The organism is Acinetobacter sp. ANC 4470 (assembly GCF_002135335.1).
Lineage (GTDB): Bacteria > Pseudomonadota > Gammaproteobacteria > Pseudomonadales > Moraxellaceae > Acinetobacter.
Map to the genome: position 1 here is coordinate 313989 of NZ_NEGC01000004.1, position 17487 is coordinate 331475.

General features: G+C 37.3%; 21 protein-coding genes and 1 rRNA gene. 16 read left to right on the forward strand and 6 right to left on the reverse strand.

The window, feature by feature from the left end:
* Window positions 1-8 precede the first annotated feature (8 nt).
* Window positions 9-1019 carry a metallophosphoesterase gene (locus tag B9T25_RS08400; RefSeq protein ID WP_086187988.1) on the reverse strand — a complete coding sequence of 337 codons (1011 nt, stop codon included), beginning with the start codon at window positions 1017-1019 and terminating at the stop codon, window positions 9-11.
* 111 nt (window positions 1020-1130) lie between these two features.
* On the opposite strand from B9T25_RS08400, the gene B9T25_RS08405 reads away from it, so the two are divergent.
* Window positions 1131-2765 carry a phospholipase D family protein gene (locus B9T25_RS08405; protein WP_143222465.1) on the forward strand — a complete coding sequence of 545 codons (1635 nt, stop codon included), beginning with the start codon at window positions 1131-1133 and terminating at the stop codon, window positions 2763-2765.
* Between the two features lie 38 nt (window positions 2766-2803).
* Here B9T25_RS08405 and B9T25_RS08410 read toward each other — a convergent pair whose 3' ends face one another.
* Window positions 2804-3613, reverse strand: a complete 810-nt coding sequence (locus tag B9T25_RS08410) for a lysophospholipid acyltransferase family protein (protein WP_086187989.1) — start codon at window positions 3611-3613, stop codon at window positions 2804-2806.
* A 380-nt stretch (window positions 3614-3993) separates the two neighbouring features.
* Between B9T25_RS08410 and hflX the strand changes: the two genes are divergently transcribed.
* The 6 genes from hflX (at window position 3994) to B9T25_RS08440 (ending at window position 8084) form a co-directional block, all read left to right on the forward strand.
* The gene (hflX, locus tag B9T25_RS08415; RefSeq protein WP_086187990.1) at window positions 3994-5325 is read left to right on the forward strand and encodes a ribosome rescue GTPase HflX; all 1332 of its coding nucleotides are present in this window, start codon (window positions 3994-3996) and stop codon (window positions 5323-5325) included.
* Window positions 5326-5368: 43 nt separating this feature from the next.
* Window positions 5369-5740, forward strand: coding sequence for a hypothetical protein (locus B9T25_RS08420; protein ID WP_086187991.1), 372 nt, complete (start codon window positions 5369-5371; stop codon window positions 5738-5740).
* A 9-nt stretch (window positions 5741-5749) separates the two neighbouring features.
* The gene (locus B9T25_RS08425) at window positions 5750-6424 is read left to right on the forward strand and encodes an LrgB family protein (RefSeq protein WP_086187992.1); all 675 of its coding nucleotides are present in this window, start codon (window positions 5750-5752) and stop codon (window positions 6422-6424) included.
* A gap of 89 nt (window positions 6425-6513) precedes the next feature.
* Window positions 6514-6960 (forward strand): DUF2147 domain-containing protein, encoded by a 447-nt coding sequence (locus tag B9T25_RS08430; protein ID WP_086187993.1) that lies wholly within the window; start codon window positions 6514-6516, stop codon window positions 6958-6960.
* A 170-nt stretch (window positions 6961-7130) separates the two neighbouring features.
* Window positions 7131-7577 carry a DUF2147 domain-containing protein gene (locus B9T25_RS08435; protein ID WP_086187994.1) on the forward strand — a complete coding sequence of 149 codons (447 nt, stop codon included), beginning with the start codon at window positions 7131-7133 and terminating at the stop codon, window positions 7575-7577.
* A gap of 54 nt (window positions 7578-7631) precedes the next feature.
* A complete protein-coding gene (locus tag B9T25_RS08440; protein ID WP_086187995.1) occupies window positions 7632-8084 on the forward strand; it encodes a DUF2147 domain-containing protein in 453 nt (150 codons plus the stop codon).
* Between the two features lie 105 nt (window positions 8085-8189).
* Here the strand turns inward: B9T25_RS08440 and B9T25_RS08445 are convergent, their stop codons facing one another.
* The 3 genes from B9T25_RS08445 to pdxA are packed head-to-tail and all read right to left on the reverse strand — an operon-like array spanning window position 8190 to window position 10859.
* Window positions 8190-9023: a symmetrical bis(5'-nucleosyl)-tetraphosphatase gene (locus B9T25_RS08445; RefSeq protein WP_171262752.1), complete on the reverse strand. Its 834-nt coding sequence runs from the start codon at window positions 9021-9023 to the stop codon at window positions 8190-8192.
* 17 nt (window positions 9024-9040) lie between these two features.
* Window positions 9041-9853: a 16S rRNA (adenine(1518)-N(6)/adenine(1519)-N(6))-dimethyltransferase RsmA gene (gene rsmA / locus B9T25_RS08450; protein WP_086187997.1), complete on the reverse strand. Its 813-nt coding sequence runs from the start codon at window positions 9851-9853 to the stop codon at window positions 9041-9043.
* A gap of 37 nt (window positions 9854-9890) precedes the next feature.
* A complete protein-coding gene (gene pdxA / locus B9T25_RS08455; protein ID WP_086187998.1) occupies window positions 9891-10859 on the reverse strand; it encodes a 4-hydroxythreonine-4-phosphate dehydrogenase PdxA in 969 nt (322 codons plus the stop codon).
* Between the two features lie 674 nt (window positions 10860-11533).
* Between pdxA and rplM the strand changes: the two genes are divergently transcribed.
* From rplM to B9T25_RS08505, 9 genes are all read left to right on the forward strand, one after another.
* Window positions 11534-11962, forward strand: a complete 429-nt coding sequence (rplM, locus tag B9T25_RS08465) for a 50S ribosomal protein L13 (RefSeq protein WP_004647928.1) — start codon at window positions 11534-11536, stop codon at window positions 11960-11962.
* Between the two features lie 13 nt (window positions 11963-11975).
* Window positions 11976-12362, forward strand: a complete 387-nt coding sequence (rpsI, locus tag B9T25_RS08470) for a 30S ribosomal protein S9 (protein WP_086188000.1) — start codon at window positions 11976-11978, stop codon at window positions 12360-12362.
* 270 nt (window positions 12363-12632) lie between these two features.
* Window positions 12633-13283: a glutathione S-transferase N-terminal domain-containing protein gene (locus B9T25_RS08475; protein WP_086188001.1), complete on the forward strand. Its 651-nt coding sequence runs from the start codon at window positions 12633-12635 to the stop codon at window positions 13281-13283.
* Window positions 13284-13297: 14 nt separating this feature from the next.
* Window positions 13298-13729 carry a ClpXP protease specificity-enhancing factor gene (locus tag B9T25_RS08480; protein WP_086188002.1) on the forward strand — a complete coding sequence of 144 codons (432 nt, stop codon included), beginning with the start codon at window positions 13298-13300 and terminating at the stop codon, window positions 13727-13729.
* A gap of 19 nt (window positions 13730-13748) precedes the next feature.
* On the forward strand, window positions 13749-14411 hold the full coding sequence (locus B9T25_RS08485; RefSeq protein WP_086188003.1) for a hypothetical protein: 663 nt from the start codon (window positions 13749-13751) through the stop codon (window positions 14409-14411).
* A 414-nt stretch (window positions 14412-14825) separates the two neighbouring features.
* Window positions 14826-15185 carry a hypothetical protein gene (locus B9T25_RS08490; RefSeq protein WP_086188004.1) on the forward strand — a complete coding sequence of 120 codons (360 nt, stop codon included), beginning with the start codon at window positions 14826-14828 and terminating at the stop codon, window positions 15183-15185.
* A gap of 85 nt (window positions 15186-15270) precedes the next feature.
* The gene (locus B9T25_RS08495) at window positions 15271-16197 is read left to right on the forward strand and encodes a hypothetical protein (protein ID WP_086188005.1); all 927 of its coding nucleotides are present in this window, start codon (window positions 15271-15273) and stop codon (window positions 16195-16197) included.
* A 10-nt stretch (window positions 16198-16207) separates the two neighbouring features.
* Window positions 16208-16750 carry a GTP-binding protein gene (locus tag B9T25_RS08500; RefSeq protein WP_086188006.1) on the forward strand — a complete coding sequence of 181 codons (543 nt, stop codon included), beginning with the start codon at window positions 16208-16210 and terminating at the stop codon, window positions 16748-16750.
* Between the two features lie 10 nt (window positions 16751-16760).
* Window positions 16761-17174, forward strand: a complete 414-nt coding sequence (locus B9T25_RS08505) for a roadblock/LC7 domain-containing protein (protein WP_086188007.1) — start codon at window positions 16761-16763, stop codon at window positions 17172-17174.
* Between the two features lie 104 nt (window positions 17175-17278).
* Here B9T25_RS08505 and rrf read toward each other — a convergent pair.
* Window positions 17279-17393: ribosomal RNA gene (gene rrf / locus B9T25_RS08510) — 5S ribosomal RNA — on the reverse strand.
* Window positions 17394-17487: the final 94 nt, after the last annotated feature.

A 17487-nucleotide genomic window follows, 5' to 3' on the forward strand; every position in this document is an offset into this window, starting at 1 on the left:
TTTCAGCGTTAAATCAGCTCAATAATATCAATAGTTGGGGGGACGCGAAAACGAAATGGTACACCGACCATGCCTGTTCCCACCGTCACAAATACATTGGCATTTTCGTGTTGATACAGCCCCTTCTTGTGTCCAAGAATAGAGACTTTCTTCATAATATAGTTGGTGAGCCACGGCAGCTCCACTTGCCCACCATGCGTATGCCCTGACAGCATCAATGGACGTGTTGGCAATTTTGGCACCATATCTACCGTATCAGGATTATGTGATAAAAGTATCCATGGCTTATCTTGCGGTAAGTCTGGCATATAACGCATATCGGTTTTTCCTGCCCATAAATCACCGACCCCAAGCAAACGAAATTCATTAAACTCCACCATCTGACCTTCAATATCAATCACATTATTGACCTTCAAAGCATGTTTTAATAAATTTTGAATCGGTGGTCCGGGATATTGCTCATCATGATTGCCATTAACCGAATAAACCGGTGCTTTAATATCTTTTAAAATCGCCAGTTCATCTGCAAGTGTATTTTCTGGTTCATAAGTCCAATCCCCAGCAACCACAACCAAATCTGGGTTCTGCTGATTAATTTTCGCTACAATAATATTGAGTTGACGTTCATGTCCTGAAAATAAACCAATATGTAAATCGGCAATCAGTGCAATTTTAATCGGCTGCTGCATTTTTTGATCGGGATTCAACTGATATTGCATGGTTTTCACCCCGACATGATGGGGTTCAATAAAGCGTGCATAAATCAGCAAACAACTGAGTAAGAAAATAAAAATGGCTTCATGAATAGAGTAATAACCACTCCACCCTGCATACAAGCTGAAGAAAAATAAAGGAAAAAGTAAATAAGATAAATAAAATGCCAATAAATGAACAAAGGCTTTAAATGGATGAATGGTTTCAGTACGCGTTTGACTTAGCCATGCCTGTGCAACACACCAAACTCCGATCACGACAAAACTGATATAAAAATAAAAAACGACTGAGTGTGTATCCCACATAGTAACTTCTCTAATGATAACGATGATATGACATCATTCATCTCTTTTGATATTTATCTTTTCACAGCTGGCACTTATACTCAAACCAATTTTTGGTATTGTTTATAAAATATGGCGCGATCTCCCCAGCAAATAGCACAATTAAACAGCGGCAAATGGTCTAGTTTTTCTACCTATAAAACTGCCGTATTGTTGAGTTGTAGCCTAATTTTAGGGGTTCCTGCATGTTCCACCCTCCCTAAACAAATACCACAACCGATGGAATATGCCTTCGATACAGAAACAGAGCAAACATCACTGGCTAAAATCGTTGAGCCATTAAGAGAAAAAAATCCTAACCTTACGGGTTATCATGTTTTACATGATCCGCTTGAAGCTTTAGCAGCACGTATCCACTTGATTGATAAAGCAGAAAAAACTTTAGATCTGCAATATTATATTTGGGATAACGACAGAATTGGTTCACTTGCACTCTATTCTATTATTAAAGCGGCTGATCGTGGTGTAAAAGTCCGTTTATTGATGGATGATAACAATGCCCAAAAAATGGAAGGTATTTATCTTGCACTCGATCAACATCAGAATATCGATGTCAAACTCTATAACCCCTACCGATTTAGACATTACCGCGCCATGGATATGGTGCTCGACTTAAAACGCATCAACCGCCGTATGCATAACAAAAGCTTTATTGCAGACAATCAAATTTCCCTGATTGGTGGTCGCAATATGAGTAATCAATATTATAACGTCAGTGACAATTATCAATTTTCTGATGTCGATGTCATGCTGGTGGGCTCTGCATCTGATGAAATTATTCATTCTTTTGATGAGTATTGGAATGATGATTACGCCTTTCCAGTGAAACAAATTGTTAATCCAAGACACTATGCATTGCGTTTTGAAAGTTTAAAGCAACAACTCAATTATTATTATCAAGAAATTACCGTACAAAATTATCTTGATTTAGCCACCCGATCACATGATGTTGAAAAGTGGCTCAATAATAGTATTCAATTTGATTGGGTCAAAGCCGAAGTTGTGCATGATTCACCAAGTAAAATCAAATCTAAAGCCAAGAAAGAACAATATTTAAATTTTCAACTGATTAATCATTTAGATCAACCAGAAGAAAGTGTTGATATCGTTTCAGCTTATTTCGTTCCTGAAAAAAAAGGCGAAAAAATGCTCAGCGATCTAGCACAAAGCAATATTCAAGTCCGTGTACTGACCAATTCTTTTAAAGCCAATGATGTCGCTGTAGTCCATGCTTTTTATGCGAAATATCGCAAAAATTTATTAAAAAATAATGTAGAACTATATGAGTTTCTGTCTGCACCTGAAGCTGAAAACTTAAATGCAAATACAGATGAAATTGCGGAAAAAACCAAAGTGAGCTTAAAAGGTTTAAGCCGCTCTAGCCTACATGCCAAACTCATGGTGCTTGATCAAAAAAAAGTCTTTATTGGTTCTTTCAATTTTGACCCTCGTTCTGCTTATTTAAATACTGAAATTGGCGTTCTACTCAATAGCCCAAACTTAGCCAAAGCAATTCATCAGACGATGGATGAAAATTTATCTAAATACGCCTATAAACTGGTTTTAGATGCCAATCAAAATATCAACTGGAAAATTAAAAAGCATAATGGCGACATTAAAACCTATCTCAAAGAACCGAAAATGAAATGGTGGCAAAAAGCTGGGATGAAAGTCATTTCATGGTTACCGATCGAAGGCTTTATGTAAGCCTCCTTTATTAGGAGGCACTCTTTTTCTTGGCTATTTTAAGCTGTGGTTCGAAGAACTTTTTGCTGTAACTGCGCTAAACCTTCAACCATTTTGGTTTGGACTTCTTGAGTTAAAGTCTCGACACTATGTCCTTCAACTGAAATTGCTGGCAATGTCATTAAATGGGCAGTCACTTTAGGCATTTCCAAAACATTTTTGACATGATCAATAAAACGTAAGTTATCGACAAACGGTGCAACCATATCCAGTTGCCCATGTTGATTCACATAACAAATTAAGCAAATTTGTATCGGGCGATTGGCTTCAATTGCAGCACCTAAAATACGACCATAGATTTTTTTTATTTTTGAACCATCAGAAGTCGTGGCTTCAGGAAAAAACAGCACTGGAATATCTTGTTTTAAGAACGTGGCAATTTGTTCACGAATTTTAACTGAATCACCAGAACCTCGTTTAATAAACAGCGTTCCGCCACCTTTAGCCAATTTTCCAAATAATGGCCACTTTTCAATTTCAGCTTTTGCTAAAAAGAAAACTCGAGCGCCTGAACCTAAAACAGCGACATCTAACCAAGAAATATGATTACTCACCCATAAAGCAGGTTGTCTTGGAATCTGACCATGAATTTGAACTTCAATATTAAACACTTTGCTTAATTGTCGGCAAAAATGTTGCACATAGCGTGTATTATTTGGGTTGTTCGGATCTTTATATAAACGATGACGAAAAACCAAATAAAACCCTTGTGTAATCGCGCCCAAACCAGCCAATAATTTTTTACTATATAAGAAAAATTTAGACATGCTATTTAACGACGAACTTTCAGTTACAGAGGATTGAGTCATAGATTGATCACTAATTAGCAAATACAGCTTTTAATCGTTTATTTTCTGCCATTCTATACTGTTCATTTTCATCTTGCATTGATCATAAAAACCACCCGATACTTTTTGTTGGATAATTAAAATCACTGAAAGCTCTTTTTCCATCTAAAACATAAATTACACGAATCGCGATATAGCGGAAATAAACAACTTTTAAGCTTTAAAATTTTCAAATTTGTCAGTCAGTTAAAAACTGAAGGCGGGTCGCACGAGAAAATCATTGCTCTATTTTCGTTAACTCAACGTTTTGTTACGATGCATACTGAAGTTTTCGCTATTTTTCACTATCAGGGTTAATTTTCCACTAAAATAAAGTTTTCATGTAGTTGAGATCGCATTTAGTGGAATATATTGAGCGACATCAAGATAGCAACCGCGCCATATTAGTCAGTGTATCAGTACAACTGTTAGATGACCTTGATGTTGAAGAATTTCGCTTATTGGCGCAGTCTGCTGGTGCTGAAATTCTAGAACACATTACCGCTCAACGCATTAAACCAGATCCTAAACTGTTTATCGGCTCAGGAAAGGCTGAAGAAATCGCTGAATTAGTAAAAGCTTTAGAAGCAGATTTGGTGATTTTTGATCATGCCCTCAGCCCCTCTCAAGAACGTAATTTAGAAAGAGTTATGCAATGTCGTGTCATCGACCGTACTCGCCTGATTTTAGATATCTTTGCACAACGTGCACGTACCCATGAAGGTAAACTGCAAGTTGAATTGGCACAATTAGACTATCTGTCTTCTCGACTGGTTGGTAGTGGCATTAGTTTAGACAGTCAAAAAGGCGGTATTGGTTTACGTGGCCCCGGTGAAACACAACTGGAAACAGACCGTCGCTTACTGCGTTTACGTATTGGACAGCTGAAAGATAAACTAGAAAAAGTTCGCCAGACCCGTATCCAAGGTCGTGCTGCACGGCAAAAAGCCGCGATTCCAACAATCTCTCTCGTCGGCTATACCAATGCTGGTAAATCGACATTATTCAATATATTGGCCCGTTCCGACGTTTATGCTGCAGATCAATTGTTTGCAACGCTTGACCCCACTTTGCGTCGTTTAAATTGGGATGGTATTGGTGCTTTAGTCCTTGCAGATACCGTAGGTTTTGTCCGTAACCTCGCACATGCTTTGGTGGAATCCTTTAAAGCCACGCTTGAGGAAACTTTAGAGGCGACTTTACTGCTACATGTTATTGATTCTAGTAGTCCCGATATGATGGAGCAAATTGAAGCAGTTGAGAAAGTTTTAAAAGAAATCGGGGTAAACGTTCCTGTACTGCGTGTCTATAACAAAATAGATATCAGCGGCGAAGATGCCAAAATTGTCTATGCCAAACCACATGTACCCGATCGTGTCTATGCCTCGGCACATTCTAAACAAGGCTTAAACCTATTACGCCAAGCCGTTCAAGAATGCCTGATGGGACAACTGCAAAGCTTCGAGTTGGTGTTAAAACCAGAATATGGCAAATTGCGCACTCAATTGTATGCCTTAAATGTCATTCAAACTGAACATTATGATGATGCAGGCAACCTGCATTTACACATCATTATTGCCCCACAAAAGTTGGAACAATTAATTAAACAAGCCCATCTACCAATTGATGAAATTCTAGGTCATAAAGCCATACAGTTTAAAAGACCGCTTGAGGAATTTGAAATTAAACGATAAATCGGTTAAAACGTGATAAGTATAATTTTAAAGTTTGGTAAAAATGGATTGGATAAAAAGAATCGACTGGCCAGCATGGATCGGTACACTTGCATTAATCATCTGCTTTCGTGAGGGGGCAGTCTGGTTAATGACACAATTTAATCACCCTGAATTAGGGAATCTAGTTGGTTTAATTGGCTTATTAATGGCATTACTTGTTTGGAGAAATGTACATAAATTACCAGCACGTTTAGTCGATACCAACAATAAAATTATGAAAGAAAGTGCTTTTGCCTTCTTACCCATTAGTGCGGGTTCACTGATTATGTTGGTACAAATGGGCAAAGAGATTCCTGTTTTTCTCATCGTCATGGTAATCAGTACCCTTATTCCATTATGGATTTATGCAAAAATGGCCAAACGTTGGTTATAGGGAAATCATATGTTCGCAGTCCTCTCTGGTTTGATCATCACGCTCATGGCGTATCTGATTGCTAAACCTATCAATAAAAGACTCCCACAAGTTCCAATCATTGTGATTGGTATGTTCTTCATTATTGGGCTGTTATTTGTATTTGGTATTCCTTATGAATCTTATATGACCCAAGTCAATCCACTTTTTAATCATTTGCTTGGTTATGTCACTGTTGCCTTAGCCATTCCATTGGCAGCAATGCGTTATGACGACTTACCACTCAAAGCAATTGTCGGTATTTTGGTCTTTGCCAGTATTAGTGCAGTGGCATTACCCATGGGGCTTGCCTATTTATTACATATGTCAGATGCAAGCATTATGGCATTTGCAACACGTGCGGTGACCACGCCAATTGCAATTAATATTGCGACGTTACTCCACGCCCCACTCAGCTTAGTGATTCTGATTGTGATTTTATCTGGCGTAATTGGTGCTGCATTTTCCCCATTTATCTTGCGTCATATTCATGATGAAAGAGCATCTGGCTTGGCATTAGGCTTAGCTGCACATGCCATTGGTACCGCCCAAGCATGGCAAAGAGGTAGCGTAGCAGGACGTTATGCTGCTTTTGGCATGGCAGTGAATGCCGTATTTACAGCCATATGGCTGCCAACTTTTATACTTTATTTACAAAAAATGTGACTGAAAAATCATAAATTAATGATTGTTTAGTATAAAAAATAATCTTAAACTAAAAATGAGTCACAAAATTATCAAAAAGGAATTTGTTAATGAAAAGTATTAAATTTTTAACAGCATTGGTTTTTTCTTCACTCAGCAGTCTGACATTGGCAAATGACATTACAGGGACATGGAAAAACATTGATGATAAAACAGGTTCATCAAAAGCGATTCTTGAGATTCGCCAAGAATCAAATGGTACATATACGGCAAAAGTTGTAAAAATAACACCACGTCCAGGCTATACACCCAAAGAAACCTGTATCAAATGTCCAGCACCGTATACCAATAAACCTATTCTGGGGATGGATGTGTTAACTGGGTTAAAATACGTTGAGGGACTAAATTTTAGTGGCGGTAAAATTATCGACCCACTTTCTGGCAATATTTACAGCATGAAAGCAAAATTGAGTGCCAATGGTAAACGTCTAAATTTACGTGGTTATGTCGGTATTTCGGCTTTGGGACGTAGTCAGACGTGGATCAAAAATGATTAATGTCCTATTCTGAAAAAAAGCCACACTATGTGGCTTTTTTATTCACAGTTATTTCAATAATTCACATTATTGTTATTTTTTTATTATGCAATATATTGACTAATTCCTAGACACTCATAATATGTTGCTACTGGATAAAAAAATTACTCTCCATAAGCAAAGGAATTGATATGAAAAAGAATATTTTGATTGTTACTTTTGCCAGTTTATTTTTCAGTGGGAATGTATTGGCACAAGATCTGGCAGGGATATGGCAACAAATTGATGATAAAACGGGTTCACCGAAAGCGATCATTGAGATTCGTAAAAATTCAAATAATACCTTTACAGGAAAAATTATTAAAATAACCCCTCGCCCAGGCTATACCCCTCGGGAAAAATGTGTCAATTGTCCTGCTCCTTATACTAATCAGCCGATTTTAGGTTTAGAAGTATTTAAAAATTTAAAAAATGAAGGAGAAAACCTGTACGCGGGCGGTAAAATTCTTGATCCACTTTCTGGTAAGATTTACAATCTGAAAGGAAAACAATCAACTAACGGTAAACGCCTACTTTTAAGGGGCTATATCGGTATTTCTGCTATTGGTCGCACACAAACCTGGATTCGCCAAGAATAGGTTTTTTGCGCCAATTGAAATTTAAAGTGGCAATGGAATCGCATAGGAATATTTATGAAACTAAATTTAAAATTGGGACTTCTGCTGCTTGGTGCGGCAATAAGTGGATCTGCATTGGCGCAGGATTTAAGTGGTACTTGGCAACAAATTGATGATAAATCAGGCTCTCCAAAAGCAATTATTGAAATTAGTAAAGAAAGCAACGGCACATTTACAGGTAAGATTGTTAAAATCACACCTCGTCCTGGTTATACACCAAAAGAAATATGTAATAAATGCCCAGCACCATACACCAATAAACCAATTTTAGGCATGGAGCTTCTCAAGGGCTTGAAGCACGTTCAAGGCACAGGCAACTATGAACATGGCCGCGTGATTGATCCGCTGGCTGGCAAAATCTATGATGCAAAAATGAAATTGAATGCCTCAGGAAAACGCTTAACCCTTAGAGCCTATATGGGTGTTTCAGCATTAGGACGCAATCAAACTTGGATTCGTATAAACTAAGCTGTATCGTAAAAAAAAAGCCGCACAATTGCGGCTTTTTTTATTTCAGGACGAGACAACAAGCCACAATGTCACTTAGATCAGCGTTTAAAATAAAGCAAAAAATTACAGCATTGGATTATCGACTTTTAAAAATGCTTTATCTTCTAAGCGATAAGCAATCAGTTGATTGCCCCATACACAGCCACCATCAACATTCTGAATCTGAGCATTAATAGTTTTACCCTGTAATGCCGCCCAATGACCAAAAATAATTTGATGCGTTTTGGCAGCTTCTGACTCAAATTCAAACCAAGGCTGAAAACCAGCAGGCATTGGATCATCAAGTGAATCTTTAAAACTGAACTCCATTTTCCCTTCCGCATTGGTTAAACGCATACGGGTTAAATAGTTGGTAATACAACGTAGCCGTGCATTACCTCTTAGATCATCTGACCACAAATCAGGTTGTTTGCCGTACATTTCAGCTAAGAAAGTATCAACCATGTCAAAATTTTCATGGCTAATAATGGCTTCAACTTCTTTAGCGAAAGTAGATGTTTGCTCTGCCGACCAAATACATGGAATACCGGCATGCGTCAAAATCGTGTGCTCATTTGGAAAAAGACATAATGGCTGTTTACGTAGCCAATCAATCAGATCATCACTGTCAATTGCATCAATCACATCACGCGTATTGTCTTTATCTTTTAGCTCTTTTAAACCACGTGCACAGGCTAAAAGGGTTAAGTCATGATTGCCCAATACCGTTGCAGCTACACCACGATCAACCAGTTTTTTCACAAAACGTAGTACACCTATTGAGTTTTCACCCCGAGCAACCAAATCACCTGCAAACCAAATAAAATCCTGATCGGGATCAAACTTAATTTCTTTTAGTAATGCTTTCAAGGCTTCAAAACAACCCTGAATATCACCTATCACATAGTTGTATCTAATATCGGAGCGAGCCACTTTTAAGCCACCATTTGATCTGACAAAGCAACAAATTGAGCCATAGTTAAAGTTTCTGGGCGCGCCATCGGGTCAATACCTACGTTCTCGAAAGCTTCTTCTACGATCATTCCCTTCAAACTATTACGCAAGGTTTTACGACGTTGTGTAAAAACATGCGAAACCAAACGGGCCAAAGCTTTTTCATTTTTAGCCACAATCGGTTTTACCGCGTATGGCTCTAAACGGAACACAGCAGAAGTAACTTTCGGTGGTGGATTAAAAGACCCAGGTGGTACCTCAAATAAAAATGTCGGTTTACAGTAATACTGAATCATCACTGATAAACGACCATATTCTTTGGTATTTGGGGAAGCCGTAATACGATCAACGACTTCTTTTTGCAACATGAAATGCATGTCTTTAACTTTGTCACCAAATTGCAAAAGATGAAAAAGTAGCGGCGTTGAAATGTTATAAGGCAAGTTCCCGACTACACGTAATGGGCGGTCTTCTTGAAACAACTCGGTATAGTCATATTTCAAAGCATCAGCTTCAATAATCGTTAAACGCTCAGGATATGGCACACGACCCGGCAAACCAGCTGCCAAATCACGATCTAGCTCAATCACAGTTAAAGCATCACATTCACCAATCAAAGGTGAAGTTAATGCTGCAAGACCGGGACCAATTTCAACAATATTTTCGCCTGCACGTGGGTTGACCGATCGCACAATTTTAGCAATCACACGTTGATCATGTAAAAAGTTTTGACCAAATCGTTTTCGAGCCTGATGCCCTTCTTCTTTTGGGTTTAGGGCATTAATCTGATACATAAAAACAGTTCCAACGTGAAGGTTATTCACCAAAAAATCAGTGACGGGCTAAATCAAGGGCTAAATCGACAGCAACGTGCAAACTTGAACTTTTTGCCAGTCCAGTACCTGCAAGGGAGAGCGCTGTGCCATGATCTACAGAAGTACGAATAAACGGTAAGCCTAAAGTAATATTAATGGCTTCACCAAATCCTTGAGATTTTAACACAGGTAAGCCTTGATCGTGATACATCGCCAAAACGGCATCTGCATCTTTTAAATTCTCAGGCGTAAATAAAGTGTCGGCAGGTAAGCTTAAGCTCATATCAATGCCTTGTGCACGATAGCGTTCAAGCACTGGATTAATCACCTCAATTTCTTCACGACCTAAATAACCATCTTCACCTGCATGAGGATTTAAGCCACAGACCAAAATATGCGGCTGATCAATCTTAAATTTGGTTTTTAAATCATAAATTAAAATATCAATCACTTGATGCAGACGCTCTGCAGTAATGGCATCTGGCACATCACGTAATGCAAGGTGCGTAGTCGCCAATGCAACCCGTAAAGTCTTGGTTGCCAGCATCATCACCACACGTTCAACACCCGCAAACTCTTGGTAATATTCAGTATGCCCGCTGAAATGAATGCCTGCATCATTCATAATTGATTTTTGTACCGGTGCAGTTGCAACGCCTACACTTTTGCCCTGCATGGCATAATCAGCTGAACGACGTAATTGCTCGAGTACATAAGCTGAATTTTGAGAATTTAATTGTCCTAGAACAACCTCTGTATTTAATGCAACATGCTCCACATAAAGTTGCCCCAGTGCAGATGTATCAGGTTGTCCTTGATACTCAATCAATTCGATATGCTGACTTAAAGTTTCAGCCCGCTGCTTCAGCATATGAATATCTGCCAAAACTACAATTGGACGCTCATCAACCCGATCTGCCAAACTTAGGCAAATATCAGGACCGATACCAGAAGGTTCACCGCTGGTGACATATAGAGGAAGCATGGCTGACCTATGCAGACTTAATTTCAGTGCCGTTATTTTACTGAGTTTTTCAAATAATTACCGTTGATTTTTATGTTTTTAGCTAAGCCAGTGGTAGAACAATACCATCAGATAAATAAGCAATAAATAATGCAATATAGATAATAATAGCCACAATAGAGGCGGCACTGCATGCGATAAGAAGCCAATAATTAACTAAAGAAAAAGATCGATACAAAAGGTAGGCAAGGCTTAAAATACTAAGCAAAAAAATGCTGTAAACAATCGGTACTAATAAAAATAATTGCACAATGAGGTAAAGTAAAATAGGCAATAAAGCCAATCCACACTGCAGCATTAGGTTGAATTATAATAAAATACAAATGGATATATAAAACTGGTAGAAGATGTACAAATAAAATTAATCCAATAAGTTGAACTTTAGCACTCTGAGCTGTCGTTTTTATTTTTGCTTTCAGCATTTTTATTTCAAATCAAATCATTGATATTCATCAAAATAAACAAATAGCGCAATATCTTAAAAGCTACTAGTCAAATATTGAGCAGTAGCTTATAATACAGCGCTTGAAATTCTATATTTTCATTGTGATTCACCTGTCTTTCAGGTAGAATTCGGTCTCCTTTTGTTTGGACAGATTCCATAGTCCAAACCAACTATAATAGGTAGTGGTTTAATGAAAACTCTCAGCGCTAAGCCTGCTGAAGTTCAACATGACTGGTATGTTGTTGATGCTTCTGGCAAAACTTTAGGTCGCCTTGCGACTGAAATCGCTCGTCGTTTACGCGGTAAGCATAAAACTTCTTATACTCCGCACGTTGACACTGGCGATTACATCGTTGTTATCAATGCTGAAGAAATTACTGTAACAGGTAAAAAAGCTCAGGATAAGAAATACTATCGCCATACTGGTTTCCCTGGTGGTATCCGTGAGACTAACTTCGAGAAGTTAATTGCTCACAAACCTGAAACAGTTTTAGAAAAAGCTGTAAAAGGTATGTTACCAAAAGGTCCTCTTGGTTATGCAATGATCAAAAAAATGAAAGTGTACGCTGGTTCTGAGCATCCTCATACTGCTCAACAGCCACAAGTTTTGGACATCTAAGGGATAACAGCACATGGCTACTAATTATGGTACAGGTCGCCGTAAGACCGCAACTGCACGTGTTTTCTTGTCACCTGGTACAGGCAAACTCGTAATCAATAACCGTTCAATCGAACAGTATTTCGGTCGCGAAACTGCTCGTATGGTTGTTCGTCAACCTTTAGAACTTCTTGAAGTTACTGAAAAATTTGACCTTTTCATCACTGTTGCTGGTGGTGGTATTGGTGGTCAAGCTGGCGCAATCCGTCACGGTATTACTCGTGCTTTGATCGCTCTAGACGAAACTTTAAAACCTGCTCTTCGTCAAGCTGGTTTCGTTACTCGTGATGCTCGTGAAGTTGAACGTAAGAAACTTGGTTTACGTAAAGCTCGTAAACGTCCTCAGTTCTCTAAACGTTAATTCGTTTACCGAATCGGACAAAAAGCCTTGGTTTATCCAAGGCTTTTTTATGTCTTAATTTTTCATCAATGCGCTAAAACAATTTATATTTTAAATTTTAATATTTACCGCAAAACACTCACGCCCCCAAAAGTGCCTTAATCATTTATCAATGATAACAGCATAAATTATTGCATCATAACAACTGATTAAAATTTCTCTTACTTGTTCTCGTGATTTTCATGCTGAATTTTAGTATCCTGTTCTATTCACTTTGCTTTGTTTGGGATTATGTCCGTCGAAACCGCACCTCTTCAAGGAATTACACTGTATAGCCATGCAGATGACTTTCGTTCACATTGGATTCGTTATGTCCTTGCCGAGAAGCAAATTAAATATCATCTTATTATGGTGGATGAAGACGACGAAGACCTCGCTAGCTTAAATCCATACAATCAATTACCGATGCTGATTGAAAATGAACTTAAACTCTTTAATACAGGAATTATTTCTGAATATCTAGATGATCGTTACCGTCAAAATAAACTCTACGCCGATGCGCCAATGCCACGTTCAGAACAACGCCAATATATTTGGCGCTTCGAGCAAGACTGGCTAAAACTCGCAGATATTATGTTGCGTCATCCCGATAGTTTAAATGAAAAAGAAAAAGCCAAAGCACAAAAGCAACTACGCGATATACTGATTTCCTTAACCCCGCTATTTCAGCATTTCCCTTACTTCATGTCGGAAAATTTTACCATTCTAGATTGCATGTTAGCCCCCATCTTTTTACGGTTAAATTCAATGGGGATTGAACTCCCGAAACAACATTGCCGACCGATTTTATTATATTGCCAACGTATATTTAGCCGTCCTGCTTTTACCAAGTCAATGACCATGCAGGAAAAAAATAAATATCGTGATGTTTTAGTTAATTAATAGAGTATTTTTCAATGTCTGAACCCGAATTAAACCTCACTCCTACACGCCCATATCTTGCTCGTGCAATTTATGAATGGATTTGTGACAATAATCTCACGCCTCATTTATTGGTCGATGCTACCCAACCGAATACCATGGTTCCAGAACAATTTATTCAAGATGGACAAATCGTTCTGAATCTAGCACCTCATGCCGTACACAAATTAAATATAAGCAATAACACAATCACGTTCTCTGCTCGCTTTGGTGGCGTTTCACGTGAGATTTACATCCCATTCAATGCCGTAATGGGTATTTATGCACGTGAAAATGGTCAAGGTTTATTCTTTGATCCAAATGAATATGAAGATATCCAAATCCCTGAAGATACTTTAAAATCAACCACACAGGCAGAAGAAACTAAACAACCTAAGAAAAAACCGAGCCTACGGTTATTAGACTAAAATAATATGGAGTAAGTTGATGGCTTTTGATTTAGTACAATATTTTGCTGAGCAGATTTATACTCAGAAGCCTCAGCTTCTCGAACCATACACCAAAGAAGAACGAAAAGAGTACTTATTAGAAATTAATGCGCTGGTATTAGGTAAGCTGATTACACTCTGGCGTACTGATGACAAAAAAGTTTATCAAGAAATAGCTTCACCTAATGAACTCTTTATTCAAGAGGTGGCACGTCACCTAACCACTTCTTCAAAAAATCAATCCATATTACCTAAAAATGAATTAGAGCAAACTGTCACTGAGATATTAAAATTACAATTAGTAGAGCTTAAACAACTCAATGATATTGGCAATCTCAAAGTTCACGGATTACATGAATTACTTCTAGGTCAAATTGAACATCTTTCAGGTCAAGCCACTGACTGGGTTTGGCTAACAAATGGTCTATCAGAACTAAAAGGCTCTAAACCGATCATGCAAGAAGAGATATCATTAGACTCAACAATGAAGGAGTTTAATCAAATGGTCAGTCAACCACAAATTCATGCAAATAAAGATCTACACAATAGCTCAGAAACTTTAGCAGTGCCTGTTCCAATGTGGTCAAAAATTTTTGAACCTATAGTCGCGCTCATTATTCTTTGGGTTTTATATTGTGCAGCAACTCAAATCTTTATTTAATCACCCAAAAAGATAACCTAAGCTTAGGTTATCTTTTTCATGACTTAACATTTAAAATTACTCTCTTTAAAACCCCAGCATGTATCAATATGTAAACTTACGTTAAATCATGTAATTTTATAATTTTTCTGTTATTTTTTACATTTAATTACATTATCAAATAATTCCAAACACCACAACAAAAACACAACGACTGCGTGGTTATTTTGAGAATATGTGAATTAACTCACACTTACCTCAACTAAAATGATCAACTTTTCAACTTCACTCTCGATATCATTTGGTTAGAAAATTAATTACATTGATAAAATCAAACGCACTTCTATAATTAAATTAACTTGTTAACCAATAATTCAAGCAAGCTAAGAACATATCAAATAATTCCTTATAACAATTCAGAGAGAGAAAATAAATATGGCTAAAATATCACTTGATTCATTAACAAATATCGATGGTTTCCATGCAGCTGCATTAGTTGATAGTGAAAGTGGCTTGGCACTTGCAACACAAGGTGGAGGTGACATTGATCTGGAGTTAGCTGCTGCCGGCAATACAGAAGTTGTTCGTTCTAAACGACGTGTGGCAAAAGCATTAAATCTGAATGATTCAATTGAAGACATCTTAATTACTCTAGGTAAGCAATACCATATCATTCGTCCTCTTGAAAAAAATGAAAATGTTTTTCTTTATCTTGTACTTGACCGCTCTAAAGCAAATTTAGCCATGGCACGCCATGAATTAAAAGGCTATGAACAAGGACTAAGTTTTTCTTAAATTGGATAAAAAGCCCTGTATATTAAAATATATAGGGTTTTTTAATTATTAAATCCCCCTAAACCTAATAAAACAGGGTGATCTTATGAATAAGCATAATCTCAATATTGCCATTGCTGGATTAAGTATCAACCATTCTGAAGAGTTAAAAATTCAGCTACGTAACTTAATCCCACAAAATTATATGATCGAGTGGGTTACAACTACAGATCCAAATATTGATTGCCTATTTATTGATGAAAACTTCTATAAAACGGAAAATATACAGAAGATATCAAAACCATCCACTCACCCAGTACAGCTCAAAAACAACCTACTATTCTTACCTATAACTGAACAACAAAATGTATCTGAATGGATCAATCCCGATCTGATTAATGTTACTCATAAAGAAACTCTATTTGAAGAACCACTCATTGCGAACGAATCTTTTGATAAAAAATTTTTTCTTAATTTAAATAATACCCAACATAAATCAAAATTACATCTACAAGATGACGTGGGAACACTAGCAGTCATAGATCCTGCACAAAATATAGTTTGGCTGAATACCCAAAGAATAACTAAGACTACAAACTATAGTTTTCATTATAACTTAGCGAATACAACAGATCTAACCAAAGTCTCACGCAAAGATAAATTGATATTACAGGATTGGCTATGGAATCTATTCTGGAACTCACCTGAAATTATTCACAATTTAGCTCCTGAAGATGGCCATTATAAAATTCATACATGGCCAAAACCATCTGATCAATCCAATCGGAAAATTATTTTTCAATTATCCGCCTGTTTTATACAAGGGGGGAAAATTTCAAAAATAGCTGAACAACTTAACTTATCTCAAAATACAGTACAGCACTTTATCGCAACCAACATCGCAGCAAATAATATTGAAAAAATAAATATCTGGGACAAGCATTACACCCCGCCACCACAAGAAGTTAAACAAGAAGAACAAAATACGATACAAAGCTTTTTCGGTAAATTACGCAGAAAATTTGGCTTTTAAGGAGTGATTTATGATTCTACAACAATATAAAATAGTTTTTGCAGGCTCAATGGGAGCAGGTAAAACAGAGGCCATTCGCTCACTCTCAGATGTACCCGTTTTACTTACTGAAGCTTTTAATACCGATCAGCAAAGCCACAATAAAATGGAAACTACAGTTGGTATAGATTATGGTGAAGTAACCCTTGAGGATGGCATTAAAATCGGTTTATATGGTACTCCAGGACAAAGTCGTTTTGATTTTATTTGGTCGGTGATCTGTAAAGGCGCTATTGGTGCCATTATTTTAATCGACCATACGGTTGAAAATCCGATTGAAGAACTCGAAAACTACCTCGATACCTTTCAAAATTATACTGACAATATTGCAATTGGTATTACACATACAGATGTAGAAAACACAAAATCAACTTTAATTTATAAAGATTGGCTCATTAGTCAGGATCTATATTCACCTCTATTTTTTATCGATGCTCGAAAAAAAGAAGATGTACTCCTTTTACTTGAAGCATTGATCACATCTATAGAAATTAATCATCAAATAACTGCATAAAGGAGTCATTATGTTTGCGCTTAAAAATAATAGAGCAGCATCACCAGAGCTAATTCAATTTGCTAAATCTCAAATTCAAGAGATTATACATAGTGTTAGAGGTGTTAACTTTATTATGCTATGTTCAACAGATGGTTTTGAACTCGCGACTATTCATAAAAAAGACAATTATAATAATGGGAAGTTAGCTGCTGTCAGCAGCTCAATTCTCGCTATGGTTTCCGCCTTCATGCAGGAAATCCACTTAAATGGCTGCCAATCAATCACTTTAGATGCTGAAAATGGCAAGGCCATATTAACATCTGTTCCTTCTGTAAATCATCCTATGATTATTATTGCATTAGCAGAGAAAGACATCCTTTTAGGACAATTACTATATATGCTTAAAAATGCCAGTAATTCAATACAACAAGAAACTTCATAATATCGAGTCTTCGCCTCTGCTCAAATAGGCTTAGAATTAATAATCATATTATCAGGGATAAAAAAACACCCCCAACGCTTGTTGGGGGTGTTTTAGGAATAATGAGCTGGCGATGACTTACTCTCACATGGGTAACCCCACACTACCATCAGCGCGAAGAGGTTTCACTTCTGAGTTCGGGAAGGGATCAGGTGGTTCACTCTTGCTATTGTCGCCAGCACAACTGTTTATGGATACTTGCTTGGGTCTTATTTATTCACTTTTCAGTGTATGCCTTCGCTTTTTCCAAATGAGTTATTAACAGATTATGCTA